Raw genomic sequence first — 18116 nt, forward strand, 5'->3', positions numbered from 1 at the left:
GCCCTCTAAATATCTCAATACGGCCCTTAGTTTTATTTCCAAAGTATACTTGGACATAAAAACTGCACCTCCAATTGTTAGATGTGTCTAACAATTGGGGTGCAGCTCATACTGGACGGTCCTTGTTGTTGGATATCAGTATGAAATTCTAATATTTCCTACCCCTACCATGTTACCCATGGTTTTGATCCCGGCACCTCTCGCAACATCTCCAGGATCGGAACCGTGTAAGCAAACAGAATCAGCACCACAACGATTCCTACCCATAGCTTCCAGTTCTCCAGAATAGCAGGTGTACGCTGTGCATCCTCAGCCACCTCGGCCAATTGAAACTCTTCTTCCTGCTTAACATCCTTCTCAGCGAAGAATGCGAGCTCCAGGATTACATAGATGATTAGCAAAATGCCAAAGAACAGGATCGCTCCGCCAATACCCAACACACGATTCAATGGAATCCAGGATAACGCATCCAGATTGCCACCGTAGGTAGTGTAAGCTGTCCGACGCGGGGCGCCAAGCAATCCCACTGTGTGCATCGCTCCAGACATCAGGAACATCCCGATTACCCAGATCCAAGTTTGCACGATTCCCAATTTGTTCATGACCGGCGTCAGCTTTCTCCCGCTGAGCAGGGGAACCAACCAATATATAATACCGAAGAAGGTTAGTGCTACGCTTGTAGCTACTGTCAGATGGAAATGACCCGTTACCCATAAAGTGTTATGCACGACTTGATTCATTTGGTTGCTCGCATTGACTATCCCCCCTGCTCCCGCCGGGATGAAGATCACCATGCCCATGAAGGGTGCGAAGAATCGCACATCCTTCCAAGGAAGCTTGCGGAACCAGCCGAACAAGCCTTTCGCGCCTTTGGCTCGCCCGCTTAATTCCAGCATCGCGAACAACGAGAATGCAGTCATAAGCGAAGGGATTACGACCATGAAGGTCAGGACAACTTGAACGAATTTCCATACTGGTGATATTCCCGGCTCGGTTAATTGATGATGGAAGCCTACCGGGATCGAGAACAGCAGCAGCAGAATGAAGGATAATCTCGCCAAAGAGTCACTGAATACTTTACCGCCGATCAGCTTCGGAATGATCACATACCAGCATATATAGGTAGGCAGCAGCCAGAAGTATACCAAGGGATGTCCGAAATACCAGAACAACGAACGGGTTAACATTACATTAATTGTAGGAACCCAGCCCATCGACCAAGGCAACAACAGGAGCAATACTTCCGCAGCGACGCCAAGGGTTGCAATTAGCCACATCGTCATTGTGACAACAGCCATGAATAAGAACAGAGGGGAAGACTTACCTGGATTATTCTTTCTCCATTTTCCATATTGAACGAATAAAGCAACCCCACTAACCCAGCTTCCGACAATAACTAGCGTTAGTCCGATATAAAAGAATGGAGAAGCTTTCAAAGGCGCATAGAATGTGTACAGCACAGTCGCTTCGTTCAGTAAAATCATTACAACCGTAATGGCTGTGCCTGCTGCCATAAGGATGAAACCCCACCAGCTTGCCTTACGCACACCTGGACGCATCGCTCCCCCGGTCGTGTAAGCAGCACCCGCATATAGAAATCCTATGATAAAAAACGTTGTGAACACCAGCGCCATTAATACGCCGTGTGCTGTCAAGAGCTGGTAATAACCGATTCCCGCCGGAAGCTGAAAATTACCGCCCTTCACCATTCCTTGCAGCAGCCCTGCGATTCCGCCCACTAGAAGAGCTCCAAACGCAAACAAAATGTGCGTAATGGAGAGGATAGAATCCTTCCGGTCTATTCTAATTTTGGAGGCTCCAGCTTCATTGTGTTTCATGGCCAACCCGCCTTTCGCAATATGCCCTATCGGGATTTACATAAAATGTTGTACTGATCTATACCACCGTGATGGTCGTCGCCATGAACTCATGACCCGTACCGCAATATTCGTTGCATAGCACCAGATAAGTGCCTGGTTTCGTAAATTTATGTGTGATGTGGTTCACCTCACCTGGAACAACCATTGCATTGACGTTCGTTCCGACGATCTGAAACCCATGCACCACATCCGGACTAGTAATGGAGAAATGGACAGTGGACCCTGCAGGGACGGTCATTTTCGCAGGTAAGTAAGAGAACACTTTACCTACCATTATGGCTTCGTACTCTTTTTCGCCAATTTTCGTAAGACCCGGTTTGTTGAACGGTGCTATTTGCTCTACCTTCTCTGGATCAACCTGTGTATGATGGTGTCCAGGAGGAGCCGATCCCTGAGCAAAAGCCCCGATACCCAGCACGGTAAGAAACACGACGAGCGCAGACATTCCGAATGTTAACCATATTTTTTCGTACTTGTGAAAATGCATTGTAATTCCCCCTTAAGTAAATAATTGCAATAACGAGAAGCAGTCGGATTGATTAATACCGTTCTTGCAAAAGTGCAAATACTCCTAGCCAGATCACCACAATTACAGCGCCTACTATCAAAACAGAAACTAACGTCCCTCTGAGATTTCGGTTTGTAGATGCCTGATTTTTCTCATCGTGTCGTGCCAATAGGATCTCCTCCCTTTATTTCAAACTGCTGTTTTTCCTTGACCCTAGACTATCATCCTGCCATTGCATGAGCTGTGATATTTATCACATAGGGAGGTTTTATGGAACGTCAGAGTAATTATTTTCACAAATTTGCCTTATCCTTTTATGTTCACTGGAATTTATTGGCCCACTCTTTCGCTCAGGGTGACTTAACAAGTAAAGGTCTGTTATAATAAATGCACAGAAATCTTTTTATAAAAAGAAAGCGCTATCAAGAATCATTTCGTAAAAAGCATGTTTCAGCGCTGGGCCATCCCCTAACGAAAGGAACATGATGAAATTGTCACATAAACATCAATCTAATTGGGAACGACTTTCTTTTAAAAAGAAGTTAATGCTCTTCTCTCTATTATTCAGTCTTATTCCTGTCCTATTGCTTGGATCTGTGTCATCCATTCTCGCTTCAAGGAGCATTCAATCCGAAGTGAACGCCAAGCATGATATTACGCTCCGCCAATTATCGGATCAGGTTGATAGTGTTCTCAAAAAGATGGAGTACTTATCGATCCAGATTGCCGGGGATGTAACCATTCAGAAATCCGTTCGGCTCGGCATTACGATGGATGAATTGAATGCGCTCGAAGCTACTTTAGAAATGTTAGAAACGATAAGCAAATATAGAAGTTACTCGGATGTGCTTTTCCAGGTCTATCTCGTGTATAAGCAATTTGATTATGTATACTCCAATAGACTGGGTATGATCAAAAACTATGATTTCCCTTATAATGGCTTGCTGCAATCCCAGCCTGCCCTAACAACAGGTGCGCGTATTATCTCGTCCAATACTTATCCGGGCCAGAAGAACTTGCTTATCGTACGCCCCATTGGTCTTTCAGGCACAGATGGAACCCTTGTTATGGAAGTAGATATGTCCAGCCTATATGCTTTATTGCGAACTGTGAACTTGGGTAACAACAGCAGAGTGCTTGCTGTCAATGAAGAAGGACGAATCGTACTCAGCCAGAACGAATCAGAGATTGGCACCCCTTTGCCTAGAACGTTATCCACCAAGCTGCAAACAACAAAGGCGCCGATTACCGACATATTCACAATGGAGGAGCAATCGTTCCATCTCTCCTCCCATCGTTCAACTTTCAACGACTGGTCCTTTATCATCTTGACACCAAGCGAGAATCTAACTGTGAAATCTCAACAAATTCGCAATCTGACCTGGTTGATTGCGGGCAGCCTTGCGCTGATCTGGGCCATGATCGCTCTATTCGCTTCTCATCGCATGTATGTGCCGATCCAGACGTTGATGAAACGGCTGCCCATGCTCCAGAAGCCGACGTCCAGCAGTTTCACGGAGCTGGATCAATTCATGCAGAATATGATGGAGACGAACGAGAGACTGACAGATGAGCTGCAGCAGAAGCAGCCTCTGCTTAAGGAGAACCTGCTGCTGCAGCTTCTGAGAGGCGATATTACGGAGGCGGACTTCGCGGCGCAGAGCAAACGATACGGAATTAACCTGCCCGGACCGTTGTTCATCGTGTGTATCTTTGAAATTGATCAGCTTGTGCATTTCAAGAAGAGCTATCAGGACAAAGACCGATCCCTGATGATGTACTCCTTGTCCAAGCTGATCGGTGAGCTCTGTGAAACCGCGACACCGTGTATAACCGTCAGTCCTAAACCTGGCCAAGTTGCGCTTATTATGTCTACCCCTTATTCGTATGAAGAGTTCACTCACATCGCGGAAACGACCTGCCATCAAATCAGGCTGGGTGTGAAAGAATTATTCAGCTTCACCGTTACAGCGACAATCAGTAAGCCTTATTACTATTACCGCAATATTCCGGAAGCGTATGAGGAGGCGCTTGATCTGCAGCAATATCGATTGCTGCTTGGCAGCGATATAATGGTAACTCCAGCTGCTGCAGAGCAGCTGGTCGGAGTCCAGCAATCCACGCGAATTATGGTGAAGCGTCAGAAAACAATCGTGAAGCATATTGCCGAGGGAATGACGGATGAAGCAATCCTGGAGTTCAATCGGATGGTTCAGGAGCTGCCTCACACAGCTCCGGCTGCCAAATCCGTCATAGGTATCTTCACGAATCTGCTTGCAGAGATTGATCATTGTATGGAGCAGCTAGGCCTGGATTTGTCAGAGCTGCTTAGCTTATCTGCCTACACTCGTATTCACGACGCCGAGTCTCTTGATCAAGTTAGGGATTGGTTCCTCCATGAGTTCTTCCCTGCTTTCCGTTCTCGTTATGAGAAGCTGAATGTATCCCAACATACCAAGATCGTACAGCAGGTCATTACTTACATCCATGATCATGCGGAACAAGAGTGCTCCCTTCAGGAAGCGGCTCGAATAAGCGGCTTGTCTGCTTCGCAGCTTAGCCGCATCTTCAAGGAAGAGATGAGTCATAATTTCATCGACTATGTGATCGAGCATCGAATGTCCAAAGCGAAGGAATGGCTCGCGCATTCCAATATGCCGATCAAAGACATGGCCGAGCGGCTGCAATATACCAACACGCAGAACTTCTCCAGAGCGTTCAAACAATGTACGGGTAAATCCCCTGGGCAATATCGAGAATCCGCGCGTTCTTCCAATCAATCAGTGATGCCTGATGCTTTGTAATCTGACTTAAGCTGCTGCCGAACCCCCGGGTTCGGTTTTTTGTTGCGATTATAGGGTATTGGACATGTATCCCTATTTGCGGATGAATGATCTTTGTTTGCACGAAGGCTGATAAAAATGGATTGTTTACCGCTACCCCATTAATTTCTATAGTAATGCTAATACCTGATTCAAAAGGAGGCCCGTAAATGACATCGCTTACAAAAGCTGCTGCCGAACCGACAACGACGGCTCCGCAACCGAAGCCAAGGAATAAAAACTCTATAGGCCGCAAGCTGTGGAGCAGCCGTTATATGTACGCCTTCGTGCTGCCAGGAGCACTGTACTTTCTCATTTATAAGTACATTCCGTTACTTGGCTCGATTATCGCTTTTCAGGAATACAGCCCGTTCCAAGGCTTTCTGCACAGTGATTGGGTCGGACTTGCACATTTCAAACGGATCTTCGATAACCCCGAGGTCGTTCAAGTGCTCATTAATACGTTAACGCTTTCATTTCTGCAGATCGCCTTCGCTTTCCCGGTTCCTATCCTGCTGGCGCTCATGCTAAATGAAGTTCGTCATGAATGGGTCAAACGATTGCTGCAATCGTTCATCTACTTGCCTCACTTTCTGTCGTGGGTTGTAGTCATCGGTCTCGTGACGATTTTCTTGAGAAGCGATGGCTTGGTCAACAACATGACGGAGCATCTTTTCGGCTGGGAGTCCATTCAATTCCTTCAGATTCCATGGTTATTCAAGCCGCTGCTCGTCCTTGAAGTGATTTGGAAGGAAGCAGGCTGGGGAACGATTGTGTTTCTGGCAGCTATTGCCGGTGTGAACCCCGAGCTATATGAAGCTTCTATTGTAGACGGCGCTGGCCGTTGGCGCAGAGTATGGCATATTACGCTCCCAGCTATTCGCAGCACGATTGTGATTCTGCTGATTCTACGGCTAGGAACGGTGCTTGATAATGGATTCGAGCAAATCTTCCTTATGTTGAACCCTTATGTGGAGGAAGTCGGAAATGTGCTTGATACCTACGTGTATTACAAAGGAATTCTGCAGTCGGACTTCAGCTTTGCTACTGCTGTCGGTTTGTTCAAATCCATAGTCGGCCTTGTATTGGTCGTGACGGCGAATCGATTAGCCAAACGCTTTGGTGAGGACGGCATTTATTAGTCTCACATTTCAATTCCAAGGAGGAATCTCGCATGCATCACCGAACCTGGCTTGACCGAATAGCCGATGGCTTGATAATAACCGTCCTCCTGTTGGTGGCGGCTGCAATGATACTACCGTTTCTGTATATATTCTCCATCTCTTTCTCTTCCATGGAAGAATACTTGCGTCGAACTTTTATTTTATGGCCGGAACGCTGGGTGACCAGTGCTTACAAATACATTCTCTCGAATGATCGTTTTGTGAAATCAGTAGGAATTACCGCCTTTATTACTGTGATTGGCACGTTGCTCAACCTGGCTTTCACAACAACGATGGCCTATGCATTGTCACGCAAGTTCTATGGACAAAAGGGGTTCCTATTCATGGTCCTGTTCACGTTTCTATTCAGCGCAGGGATCATTCCAACTTATTTGATCGTAAAATCTACGCATCTGCTTGATTCCGTCTGGGCACTCATTATCCCGGTTCTGATCAGTCCCTGGAATCTTATCGTGTTCTCGCAGTTCTTCAAGAGTATTCCCGAGGAGCTCAATGAAGCTGCTCTGATCGATGGAGCCGGTCCTTTCACAGTATTTGGGCGGATCATTCTTCCACTGTCCAAACCTGCGTTAGCCACATTCGGCTTGTTCTACGCGGTCTCGCATTGGAATGCTTATTTCTCAGGCATTCTCTATATCAGCAATCCCAATCTATGGCCGATTCAAGTGCTGCTGCGTCAAATCGTTGTAGTCAACGATACAAGCTCACTCACCATTACGGAGCAAGTTCTAGCCGACCCGCCTCCAGCGGAAACGATCCAGATGGCTGCGATTCTGCTCGCAACCGTTCCGATCTTGATTCTATATCCGTTTCTGCAAAAACATTTTGCCAAGGGGGTGATGATCGGTTCGGTAAAAGGATAAGGCCCGTACGAATCTTATGGTTGAGCCGTCACGATCTAATGTATACTGAGGGGACCCACTTTTTCACAAGGCAAGAAATTTTTCTAAACAAATTTGGAGGTGCTCCATAATGAAACGATCATGGATGATGAAGGTCACTGCTTTGATAGCGCTAACTACCGTTATTGCCGCTTGCTCGAAGGACAATACAACAACAAATCCTAGCACACAACCAAAGCCAAGTGATTCGGCAACTAAAGCAAACAATAAAACACATGATATCAGCTTTATGAATTTTGCTTATACGATATTTCCCGATCCTGCAGGCAAGGGCGTTGATGCCATCAAACAAAAATTCAACGCGAACATCAAGTCGCAATTCATCCTGCAATCCGATTATAAAGAAAAGCTGAATGTCATAATGGCGTCAGGCGATATGCCGGATGTAGTAGCGATCAAGGATCTCGATTCCAATTATTACAAATGGGCCAAACAAGGAGCATTCCTCCCGCTCGATGATTATTTGAGCCAGTATGAAACCTTAAAAGGCGTTCCTAAGAGCATCTACGATCAATTCCGGGTAAACGGGAAAATATACAGCATTCCGATGTACGCTCCTACCTACACGTTCTCCGGAACGATTCGTCAGGATTGGCTCGACAAGCTGGGCTTGAAGATGCCTACCAACTACAAGGAGCTGCTGGATGTAGCGATCGCTTTTACCAAGAACGATCCAGACGGCAATGGCAAGGCTGATACTTACGGCTTTGCGCTCGGAGAGAATATTTCCCCTACCCATGCGATGGGCGCTTACTGGTCCCCTGCCTGGTACCACAAGGATAGCAGCGGCAGCTTGATCCCAGGGATGATCGGGAAAGGCAGAATGGAAGTTATTGAGACGTTAGCCAAGGCCTATAAAGAAGGCGCAGTTACCAAAGATTTTGCTGTGCTGAACTGGGCATCTACGAACAAAGAGTTTTACTCAGGGAAAGCCGGGATCTTCATCGGCACACCTACAGGAATGGTCGAGGAATATTACACCGGTTTGCTGAAAGTCAATCCAACTGCTGTAGTTGCTCCTATTCCCTTCTTCGTAGCTCCTGACGGTTCACAAGGAAATCCGAGTGCGCGTGGCTTCTTTGGACTTACAACTTTATCCGCCAAGCTGAAGAGCGACCCGGACAAGGTGAAGAAAATTTTCGAAATTCTTGATTATGGCCGTAAGTTCATCCCGTTGAAAGACCGTACGCCTCAGAATGAACAATTCAACTGGATTATGGGCGGTGAGGGTGTAGGTTATGAGATGAAGAATGGCTTGGCGACGCCAAAAGCAGGTCAAGAGTCCAATACTCCGATCCAATATATGCTGCAGCGTCACGAGTTCTGGAAGCCTTGGTCTCCTAGCAACGAAGCAAACGAATACTCCAAGGCATCGTACAGCTCACCAGAGATGCAGAAATTCATTGCTACCATTGAAGAGATGGAGAAGAAATTCAACAAAACACCATACAACGATCCGTCCTACACCGTGTATTCCGATACACAAGCACAAAAAGGCGCTGAGCTTGACAAGTATCTGATCGGAGAGCAGACCAAGATGATTTCGGGTCAACGTCCTATTACCGATTGGGATAAAATGATCCAAGAGTGGAAAGATCGCGGAGGCGCACAAATTATTAAAGAAGTGAATGACGGTATAAAAGAAAACGCTGCTGCCAAGTAAAGAATCGTATTCCGTTGAAGGAGAATTGTTCATGAAGACATCTGAACCAGCCCCTGTAACCGGCTATGAACAACATGGAACTGCGCTATTACAGATTCGCACATTGTTAGCTGATTTTGTACCGGTTGCAGCCGACTGGTTAGCGGAGGACGGTTCCTTCTGCGACCCTTACGAAACCATATACAGCGAGAATTACGCTCCTGCTAATGCTGCTGTTCTATTCGCAGCCGTGTATCGGGCATCGGGGGACGCTTCCGTCCTCCGGCTGCTCCGTGCGGCGCTCGATCGCTCTGTTGTTCTTCTCCAGGATCGCGAAATCAGTCCATTCTGCCGAGTCTTCCTCATTCATTACAGCCTGATGGCCATCACCATGCTGGATGGACAGGACCGGGAGGAGGCGGCACGCGACTATGGAACATTCATGGCCGCTTACGAGGATGATTGTCAGATTATTAATACGAACTGTGCAGCCTTGCAATTGGGAACTGAATTGTTCCTGGATACGCTTGGATACCGGGATGCGGATATGGAGCATCTGAACCGGCGAATCTCCTTCATTGAGCGAGCGCAGCTTCAATCCGGCTTCATCAATGATGAGATTAGCGAGCTGCAAGTACATGACGGGATGCCTATCGCCTATCACGCCTTCACCTTGTATATTCTTACGAGCGTCATCAGCGTACTCCCTTCAGCCTGGAAAGAGTCGCATCAATCGTTGCATAACAGAACACAGCAGCTCATTCGAAGAGGTTTGGGGTGGCTGAACAACACCATTTCATCAGACGGCACGTTCGCAATGGTCGAGCGAAGCAGCTATCAAACCTTCACTTGGGGCGCCTTCTCGTCCTTGTATTCTTACTGCGGGATGCAGGAAGAAGGCATGTTGGAGCGGATCATTCAATATTGGGTTGCCTTCCGGCATCCCGATGGCAGCCTTGGGTGCACGCCGAATACGCTGCCTCATTCACTGCGTGTCGGCTACGAATCGTATACCCACCTTAACATGTACAATTTGCTTGGTTTAACCGGTCTTGCTACAGCAGGCTTGATTCTGGAACGCAGATTAAGCCTCCAAACGGATTGTCGTCTGCCTGCTAACAATAACTTCATCGACACCGAGAGCGGCTACGCCTTCATACGACGCGGTGAAAGTTTCTTCGGCTGCACATTGCGCATGCACAACCGTGAGTACGCTCCTGCTATGCAGGGCTTCCATTACCGGTTGGCTGGACGCAAGCTGCCGCTGGCAGAGCCTCGCCTGACCGGCTATCAGCAGAGCGCATTAAGCCACGTTCAGGATGGCGTCTGGGAGGGCTATCTGCTCCGCGGGTGTCAGGAAGATGAAGCTTTGGCGTCTGACGCACCAGATGATCTGGTATATCCGAACTCTCGGATTAATGCTGCCTTGACTCCGGTTGCGGGTGGCTTCCAGCTTGCTCATGAAGATGATGACCTGCGCTGTGTGAAGACGATCCAACTGCTGGAGGACGGCTTCGCCTGGCAATACCAGCTCGATCTGGAGCGCCCATTCCGCACATGCGAGCATGTGATCTCCCTCCTCGTTCACGACGGCGAGCATGAACTTCGTATTCGCAGGGAGAGCCCTCAGCGATTGATCCTCGACTTCGCGGGCGACCGCTATTCACTGGAATGCGCAGCCGCTGCAGATATGAACATGCGGCTTGAGCGCTCCACGCTGTCAGTCAGCGGTATCTCTGCTCAGCTGCGCATTACACTCGTATTGCCTCCTGACGGGGGACCGCAGGTTGTGAGCTGGCGGACGACGCTGAGGCAATTGGCTGAATGATAATTGGACTGAATTTGCGATCACGATTCAAATTACAGACGGGATGATGGTAGCAGGTTTTGGGTTATACCCAAGACCTGCTATTTTTACATCCCTGCTTTAACACATATCAGGCCTATTTCTGAATATATTGGATTACAAGCCATTACTCAGGAGGTGCCCTGCATGACGACGAATCCGCTGTTTATCGTCTCCCGGGAAGACTGGTCGCTGCATCGCAAAGGATATCAGGATCAAACCCGTCATCAGCAGAAGGTCCGTGAAGCGATTAAGCAGAACCTGCCTGATCTCGTGACCGAAGAGAATATAATTACCCAGCACAACCGACAAATTATTAAAGTACCGATTCGCAGTCTGGACGAATATCGGTTTCGCTACAATTACAACAAGAGCAAACACGTCGGGCAAGGAGACGGTGACAGTCAGGTAGGTGATGTATTAGGTACGGATCCTTCTACCCAAGGACAGGGCAAAGGAGAAGGTGCAGGAGATCAACCCGGAGATGACTATTACGAGGCCGAAATTAGCATGGAAGAGCTGCAGTCGATGTTATTCGAAGACTTGGAACTCCCTCATCTGGAGGAGAAGCAGAAGGACAACATCCAGGATGAAGATGTTCGTTTCACCGATATTCGTAAAAAGGGGATCATGTCCAACATTGATAAGAAACGGACTATTCTCGAAAATTTGCGCCGTAACGCTAACAGCGGTCATCCGGGAATATACAGGATTTCACCAGATGATCTGCGGTTCAAGACATGGGAAGAGATTGTTATCCCTCGCTCTAACGCACTAATCATTGCGATGATGGACACATCTGGTTCGATGGGCAGCTTTGAGAAATATATTGCGCGCAGCTTCTTTTTCTGGATGACTCGTTTCCTGCGAACCAAATATGAGAAGGTAGAGATCGTCTTCATCGCGCATCATACGGAGGCCAAGGAAGTGACAGAGGAAGAATTTTTCACGAAAGGTGAGAGCGGCGGAACGATCTGCTCATCCGCTTACCAGAAAGCACTTGAGATTATTGACCGCCGATATCCGCCGGCTAACTACAACATCTACCCTTTCCATTTCTCTGATGGTGATAACCTTACCTCAGACAATGAACGCTGTGTGAAGCTCATCGAGCAGCTTCTGCAACGATGCAACATGTTCGGTTATGGTGAAGTTAATCAGTATAATCGCAGCAGTACGCTCATGTCCGCCTATCGGCACATCCAGATTCCCAAGTTCCAGCATTGTATTATTCGCGAGAAAGGCGAAGTGTACAAAGCGCTGCGAACCTTCTTCACAAAGCCTAAGGAAGCGTGACTGCTGGCGCATGTAGAGTATCTTATTCCACACCCTGGAGAGCTGCATGCTTCAGGGTGTTCCTGCTGTCTGCTCCCTGTATTCCGTATCGCCAGAGAGCAGCCCTTGAATTAGTAAAGCAAGCTCCACTATTGCATCCCTTTCAACCGATCCGCAAGAACCCGAAGCATACTCCGAAGCACATTTATATTCTGGAAACAGAAAGCCAAGGTCTGGTCCTTATGCAGCTGTAATAAGACGGTAGGCTCAATAGCCGTGCAATCCGCCGAGCGGGATCCACTATCAATGATAGCCATCTCACCAAAGTATTCCCCCCAATGAAGCTCTGCGAAAGTCTTACTCCCTCGATGAACACGAACACGTCCATCAATAATCGCATACATCCAATCGCCATAGTCACCCGCTCTACAAATAACTTCTCCAGCATCATAAGATACTTCGTCAACGACTTGGGCAAGCCATATGAAATCATCTGGAGCCAAATGGGCAAATAAATGTATTTTCTGAAGAACCAAGATCCGGCGCAGTATGACTTCATTCCTCGTCTTATCTCTAAGCACCTCCGTATCTGACCGCTGAAACTCACTCCTTGACCCAGCAGCCTCAGCACGTGCCGCCATCAATACATCGGATTGCTCTGCATGTTCTCCCCGCTCCAGCATGGAACGCAGTCTTCGAGAAAGCAGCTTCATCATTTCCAGGGCAATACTCGTCTGATTGAACATCATATCGTAAAAGGCTGATGAATCGAGCCGCCATAGGATAACTGCCTCATCCGCCTTAATCGTAGCTGTTCTGATGCCTTGAGTAAATATCGCCGTTTCACCAAAGCAATCCCCTCGCTTCAATTCCCCCACATACTGTTCATTTCGATACACGCCCGCTCGACCCTTGTCCATAATAAACAAGCAATCTCCTTGATCACCCTCTTGAATAATCGTACTTCCGCCGTTCATCTCGATTCTCAATAATCGTTTCGCGATCGCAGACAAATCCTTGCTCTTTAAGCTATGAAATAAAGACACATTCCTCAATAAGCCCACACGGTCCATCAAATCGACCATCTTGTCATTGGCAATTGGATCGGTTCCGGCAGCTATTACCCCCGTCAATGAGTCTGCCTGTTTATTAGCATTCTGCATAACGAATTCGACCATTTGACGAAGCCAGTCATCTCCTTGGGCAGCTAACCAATTCATATGTGGCTCAACAGGCTCTGGGGTGGAGGGAGCAGCCGGAAGATTTCGCGAGGTCGACATCATCTTCGTTAGCTCCATTCGGAGGTTACCCTGTAGGGTCTGATCCATTACCTCCAGTGCATTTGCCTGTTGTCCAGCATTACCTTCTGACCAATTCACATAAACAGCCTGGATCGTTTGTTCCTCATAGATCAGCGATAATAACTGAAAAATTCGCCGGCTAATTTCGGTGCGAATTTGTCCGATGATCAGCACAATTTCCGAACAATCGTCCCTGCCCGTAATGACTGCTCCGTGCTTAGCAAACTGATCATATAGCTGTATTTCCTGTAAAAGAAGGTCCTCTACTTTTTCCCTGTCGACTAGCAATACATTCTTTTGCATACGCAGCAGCGATTCCAGGAGCTTATCTCGCATTTCGTACGAAGAGGAGCCATAGCTTGCCAGCAGCTTATCCATGGACCGCTGGGAACCTAACCGCTCGAACACTTGCGGCAAATGAATAGAAGCATCTTTCTCATTCATATAAGCATGAAGCAGTGGAAGTATTTCCCTTTCCTCATACGCAGCCAGAGCTTCGACTGCATATCGTCGAGTTTCTCCATCCTGCAGACTCGTTACGATCTGTGGAATTAATCGGGACACCCGAAGAATAGCTGCAGATTGCAACGCACGAACACGTACCGCAGAGTAGTTGTCATTCAATAAAGCAATTAATGGTTTGTAGAAGCTCTTCACACCAATAGTACCGAATAAGGAGGCCATCGCCGTCCGATCTTCCTCATGAATACTTTCAATGAGATGTTTGAGCTTGCCGACCGATCTGAACATTCCCTCAATACCATAATATTTAACTAATCCACCGATAGCTGCAGCTTGAATCTCAACACTCGGATCATCCAGATAAGTTGTGATTTCATCCAAATGCTCCTCCTTGGCATAGGCGGATAAAGCAGCAAGAGCACCTGCTCTTACCAGAATGTTCGGAGACGCCAGTAAGTCTTGAACAATCGGCTCAAGTCCCGCAGGCACCTTTTGCTTTACATAGGCAAGCGCCTCAGCGCACACCTCCGGTGCAGGGTGATGCAGCAATCCATTGATGTAGGGATCCAGATCAAAGGTCTCAATGTCTCGTAAAATGCGAAGAGCATACAAAGCTTGTTTCTCGTCTGGACTTCCCAGTGCATCCGTTAATATTAGACGACTAGCTGGATCCATCAAATTAAGCTCTGCCTTTTGAAGATCAACATTCCCCGACTGCAAAGTCGATAACAGCGTCTGCAAATAAGCTTTCTTGACCTTGATCGCAGCCGCAATCCCAATGCCGAGCAGAACAAGTATGATATAGCTCAGCTGTTCTGGGGCTAAGACACGCGTTACGACGAGCAGACAGACCGCTGCAAGCCCTTTGGCTCCATTACGCACAACCCCGTCGAGGAAGCTCTTGGCTCTATTCCGCCACTGGGGAGGAATCGGAAACATGATTAATTGATTGACCGACGAATATATGGTATCACCCAAAACCTTGTCGCTTCCTTTTATGACCATAGCCATAGCCAGAATAGGCAGAACAAGGACTCCTAAGCTGCCTGCCACTAGAGCGATCGGGAACACTAGCATTGCTGTCATCACTCCGAACCTTGTCAGGATCCGCCCAGAAATGAACAGTTGAACAAACAAGGCGATCAATCCCGAAAATCCATAAAAGCTTCCCATGAATCCTGCCAAAGCCTCATTTTGCAGAGTTCCCCTAAGAATGACCTTGAACTGATAATCGATTAACGTTAGAGACAGCACTAGTGCTGCTGATAAGATTGCCACATACTTCAAATGAGGCACATTCTGGAAGAGGCCCGACTTCTGTGCTGCCGCCTTCTTGGCGGTTTGCGTTCTTTTGGCGTCCGGGACAACTTCTACTGGCTCAGGAACTCTGCGTAAAATAAGCATAACAGCCAGAAATCCTAACAGTTGAAGCCCTGCATAGAAGAAGATCAGATTCGCAGTGCCAACCACGGGAACTAGCGCCTTCAAACCAAAGCCGCTCACGATACCGCCGGTTATGCCCCCGCTCCCTACTATCCCAATCATCCGTTTGGCTTTTCTTTGATCCAATACGGAGGTCGCAAACTGCCAGAAGCAGACAATCATCAAGAAATTAAATACGTCATAGGCTATATAAATAACCGGGAAAACCGATCTGATTTCTAATCCCACTCCGAATCTGGAGAAAAGAACAAGTAAAGCAAGAATCGGAATCAACCACATAATCAGGCGGTCCATACGAACCTTATGCGCATATCGTTGAAATAAAACACCTGTAATAATCATGACAAGAGCCTGAGGCAGATACATCAGCGATAAATAAGAATTATCAAACCGACTAAGAAAAAGGGTATCCGCCGCAGTTCTCCCAACAGTAGATGCTGATACAACGCAGAATAAATAACCAAATAGCAGCCAAACCTTCACGTATTCATCCCGATCATCGGCAAGCATCTTTATACGGTTTCTCAGCATATTAATTGTTGTCATTCCGGCCATCGTTACAACTCCCTGAACTTTAATCACGCTATAATCTATAGTACTTTTATGTCTTTATTTATGCACGATAAATTTTGAAATAATTGCCATCTTCAAACATCAAAAAACAACCTCAAGGCACTGGGTTACATACCCATACCTTGAGGCTGTTTCAGTATCACCAGATGTCGCCGGTTCGTTTGATTACCACATTATCGAAATGAGCCTTGCCATTCTGGTTCAATGAATGGTTCTCTAAGTAGATCCGGACTGTATTCGCAGCACTGGATGGGGAAGTAAACGTCATCGTTCTCGTCTGCCAGCTCGTATTATCAAAATCAATAATACCTGTACCCAGGATCACATTGGCCGTAATATCCTTAATAAAGAACCTTCCCCCAGCAGCACCGCCGTCCGTCTTGGCATCGAACGAGATTTGGTACGAGGTGTTCGCGTACCAGTTCTTCCAATCCTGATACAGCATTTGCCATGTGCTTGTGCTGGTAGTAGAAGCAACTGTCAGCCCATGGTCACCTGAGCTTTTATTGACAGTGTCCACGTATACAGTACCGGAGGTCGAACCTGAGCCGCGAGACCAACGGGCTGGCAATGTAGAATCCGAGCTGGTTGTGAATTCAAAGCCGTTGTTCGCTACTTTTTGAGGATCCCATTTCATGATCTCCGTCAGAACAAGCGCCTCGTTATGCCGGGTCGGTGTCAAACCGTCATATTGGTAGGCCGCTATTTTCCATGCGTTCTCATTGAATTGAGCCAGACGGGTCCAACTATGAATATCAAGTGTATACAGCCAATCTTGACAGGCAGAACCTTGAGTTCCATTCACATAATTATGGACTTTAGGATCGGAAAGAGACTGATTCCACATGATACCCGTATACGTATCTGTAAATTTCTCCATGTCGGTACCGGTGAATACTTGGCCGTGATTGAACATCTCAAATGCAACACTGATATCGATATTGGCATGAGAGGCGTCTTCCACAGCGGTGGGGCTGTAGGCTGCGTAATTCCAGTTGTATGCTGTGCCGTTGGCTGTTAAGTCGTTCTTGAAATAAGTGCTCATCTTCTTAGCTTTATCCAGATAGTCCGAGTTCCCGTTCACATCGTACATAATCATCATCATTTCGGCAAAGACGAGGAACTGATTGTACGGCAGCGGATCCAAATTCACAGTCGTATTAAACCCGTCAAAATTGTAAGATTCCCTGTAATAGCCTTCAGTAGCGGAAACATTCACCCAGGTGTTCCCCATAAAACTGCTGCTTGTTTGCCACTTCGGTATGAGGTGGTTCTCGATGAAGGATTGATAGTTATTCGCATCGGTTTGGTAAGCGGTCAAGGCATTCTCGTCGACCAATCGAACGAACTTGGCCATTGGAATTCCGACCGCGCCGTCATGAACCAGATAAGGAACATTGGCGTTCACATACACATTGTCAAAATAAGCGATTCCATTAGCGACATTGTAGGCATTATGCCCAATCCAAACTTGTAGAGTGTGCCCTGCAACCGGTGTGGTGAAATCGATCTTGTAGTCTTTCCACGAAGTATCATCAATCACAATGCTTGCTATGATCGTGCTTGTGGTGGCATCGAGAATATAGGCTCTTCCTTTGGCAGCAGAACCGTTCGTCTTAGCAAGCAAGGATAATGTATACAAGCTGTTAGGCTCATATCCGTCCATATTCTGATATAAGCTTTGCCACGAAGTACCGTTTGTCTTCAGGACCGCCCCGTAGGTGTCTCCGCCGCATACGGAGCCTGAGGGGTAGTAACTCCCTGACGCATTAGATCGGTAAGCCGTGCTGCTTGTCGATTGGAAGCGTAACCAATTATTCGGCAGTGTCGCATCCCCTGTTGTTGCAGCAGCAAATGTTCCATTCTCAGTCCTATGTTTGGAATAACGAAAAGTTCTCCAATCCAAGTATCCGTCGCCATCCGGATCACTCGCATTACTGATCACCGAATCAACATGAGTAGTGAATTTATCTAGCCATGATGTGCTTTTTGTCAACCCGTACATATTAAGATAACTGTCCAACAAATAGCTTTCGCCCCACGCAAGAGACCCAGAATCATTACTAGATATATACTTGTTGCCATTAGCGGTTTCATAGGTGACATACTTGTCATACCAAAGATTGCCCGTAGCAAACGCAGGTGTAGCCCCGAACAGAAGAACAACGATTAACAACACAGCGGTACACATTTTAACTCTCTTCTTACCCATAAGACAGCTCCTCCGCTTTAGTATAATGAAAACGATTTCAATTCGCGTCTGCAGACTTCGAATAAG

General features: G+C 47.2%; 10 protein-coding genes. 6 read left to right on the forward strand and 4 right to left on the reverse strand.

Going from position 1 to position 18116, the window contains the following annotated elements; all coding sequences use genetic code 11:
* Positions 1–164: 164 nt before the first annotated feature.
* Together AC58QD_RS22370 and AC58QD_RS22375 are read right to left on the reverse strand one after the other, a co-directional pair.
* The gene (locus AC58QD_RS22370; RefSeq protein WP_497337223.1) at positions 165–1838 is read right to left on the reverse strand and encodes a b(o/a)3-type cytochrome-c oxidase subunit 1; all 1674 of its coding nucleotides are present in this window, start codon (positions 1836–1838) and stop codon (positions 165–167) included.
* 58 nt (positions 1839–1896) lie between these two features.
* Positions 1897–2367: a cytochrome c oxidase subunit II gene (locus AC58QD_RS22375; RefSeq protein WP_497337224.1), complete on the reverse strand. Its 471-nt coding sequence runs from the start codon at positions 2365–2367 to the stop codon at positions 1897–1899.
* A gap of 656 nt (positions 2368–3023) precedes the next feature.
* Here AC58QD_RS22375 and AC58QD_RS22380 point away from each other — a divergent pair.
* From AC58QD_RS22380 to yhbH, 6 genes are all read left to right on the forward strand, one after another.
* The gene (locus AC58QD_RS22380) at positions 3024–5192 is read left to right on the forward strand and encodes a helix-turn-helix domain-containing protein (protein ID WP_497337225.1); all 2169 of its coding nucleotides are present in this window, start codon (positions 3024–3026) and stop codon (positions 5190–5192) included.
* A gap of 188 nt (positions 5193–5380) precedes the next feature.
* Positions 5381–6352, forward strand: a complete 972-nt coding sequence (locus AC58QD_RS22385; protein WP_497337226.1) for an ABC transporter permease — start codon at positions 5381–5383, stop codon at positions 6350–6352.
* A gap of 32 nt (positions 6353–6384) precedes the next feature.
* Complete coding sequence (locus tag AC58QD_RS22390; protein ID WP_497337227.1) at positions 6385–7257, forward strand: carbohydrate ABC transporter permease; 873 nt, start codon at positions 6385–6387, stop codon at positions 7255–7257.
* 109 nt (positions 7258–7366) lie between these two features.
* Entirely contained in the window at positions 7367–8959 is a 1593-nt protein-coding gene (locus AC58QD_RS22395) for an extracellular solute-binding protein (protein WP_497337228.1), read from the forward strand.
* 31 nt (positions 8960–8990) lie between these two features.
* A complete protein-coding gene (locus AC58QD_RS22400) occupies positions 8991–10766 on the forward strand; it encodes a hypothetical protein (RefSeq protein ID WP_497337229.1) in 1776 nt (591 codons plus the stop codon).
* Positions 10767–10931: 165 nt separating this feature from the next.
* Positions 10932–12080 carry a sporulation protein YhbH gene (yhbH, locus tag AC58QD_RS22405; protein WP_497337230.1) on the forward strand — a complete coding sequence of 383 codons (1149 nt, stop codon included), beginning with the start codon at positions 10932–10934 and terminating at the stop codon, positions 12078–12080.
* A 128-nt stretch (positions 12081–12208) separates the two neighbouring features.
* Here yhbH and AC58QD_RS22410 read toward each other — a convergent pair whose 3' ends face one another.
* Both AC58QD_RS22410 and AC58QD_RS22415 read right to left on the reverse strand, forming a co-directional pair.
* A complete protein-coding gene (locus AC58QD_RS22410; RefSeq protein ID WP_497337231.1) occupies positions 12209–15820 on the reverse strand; it encodes an Npt1/Npt2 family nucleotide transporter in 3612 nt (1203 codons plus the stop codon).
* Between the two features lie 157 nt (positions 15821–15977).
* Positions 15978–18050: a hypothetical protein gene (locus AC58QD_RS22415; protein ID WP_497337232.1), complete on the reverse strand. Its 2073-nt coding sequence runs from the start codon at positions 18048–18050 to the stop codon at positions 15978–15980.
* Positions 18051–18116: the final 66 nt, after the last annotated feature.

This window comes from Paenibacillus sp. J2R1T-4, from assembly GCF_059692235.1.

Bases quoted from the DNA above. Each gene is read 5' to 3' on its own strand.
- AC58QD_RS22370 (WP_497337223.1), bottom strand. From the start codon at position 1,838: ATGAAACACAATGAAGCTGGAGCCTCCAAAATTAGAATAGACCGGAAG.
- AC58QD_RS22375 (WP_497337224.1), bottom strand. From the start codon at position 2,367: ATGCATTTTCACAAGTACGAAAAAATATGGTTAACATTCGGAATGTCT.
- AC58QD_RS22385 (WP_497337226.1), top strand. From the start codon at position 5,381: ATGACATCGCTTACAAAAGCTGCTGCCGAACCGACAACGACGGCTCCG.
- AC58QD_RS22390 (WP_497337227.1), top strand. From the start codon at position 6,385: ATGCATCACCGAACCTGGCTTGACCGAATAGCCGATGGCTTGATAATA.
- AC58QD_RS22395 (WP_497337228.1), top strand. From the start codon at position 7,367: ATGAAACGATCATGGATGATGAAGGTCACTGCTTTGATAGCGCTAACT.
- AC58QD_RS22400 (WP_497337229.1), top strand. From the start codon at position 8,991: ATGAAGACATCTGAACCAGCCCCTGTAACCGGCTATGAACAACATGGA.
- yhbH (WP_497337230.1), top strand. From the start codon at position 10,932: ATGACGACGAATCCGCTGTTTATCGTCTCCCGGGAAGACTGGTCGCTG.
- AC58QD_RS22410 (WP_497337231.1), bottom strand. From the start codon at position 15,820: ATGGCCGGAATGACAACAATTAATATGCTGAGAAACCGTATAAAGATG.
- AC58QD_RS22415 (WP_497337232.1), bottom strand. From the start codon at position 18,050: ATGGGTAAGAAGAGAGTTAAAATGTGTACCGCTGTGTTGTTAATCGTT.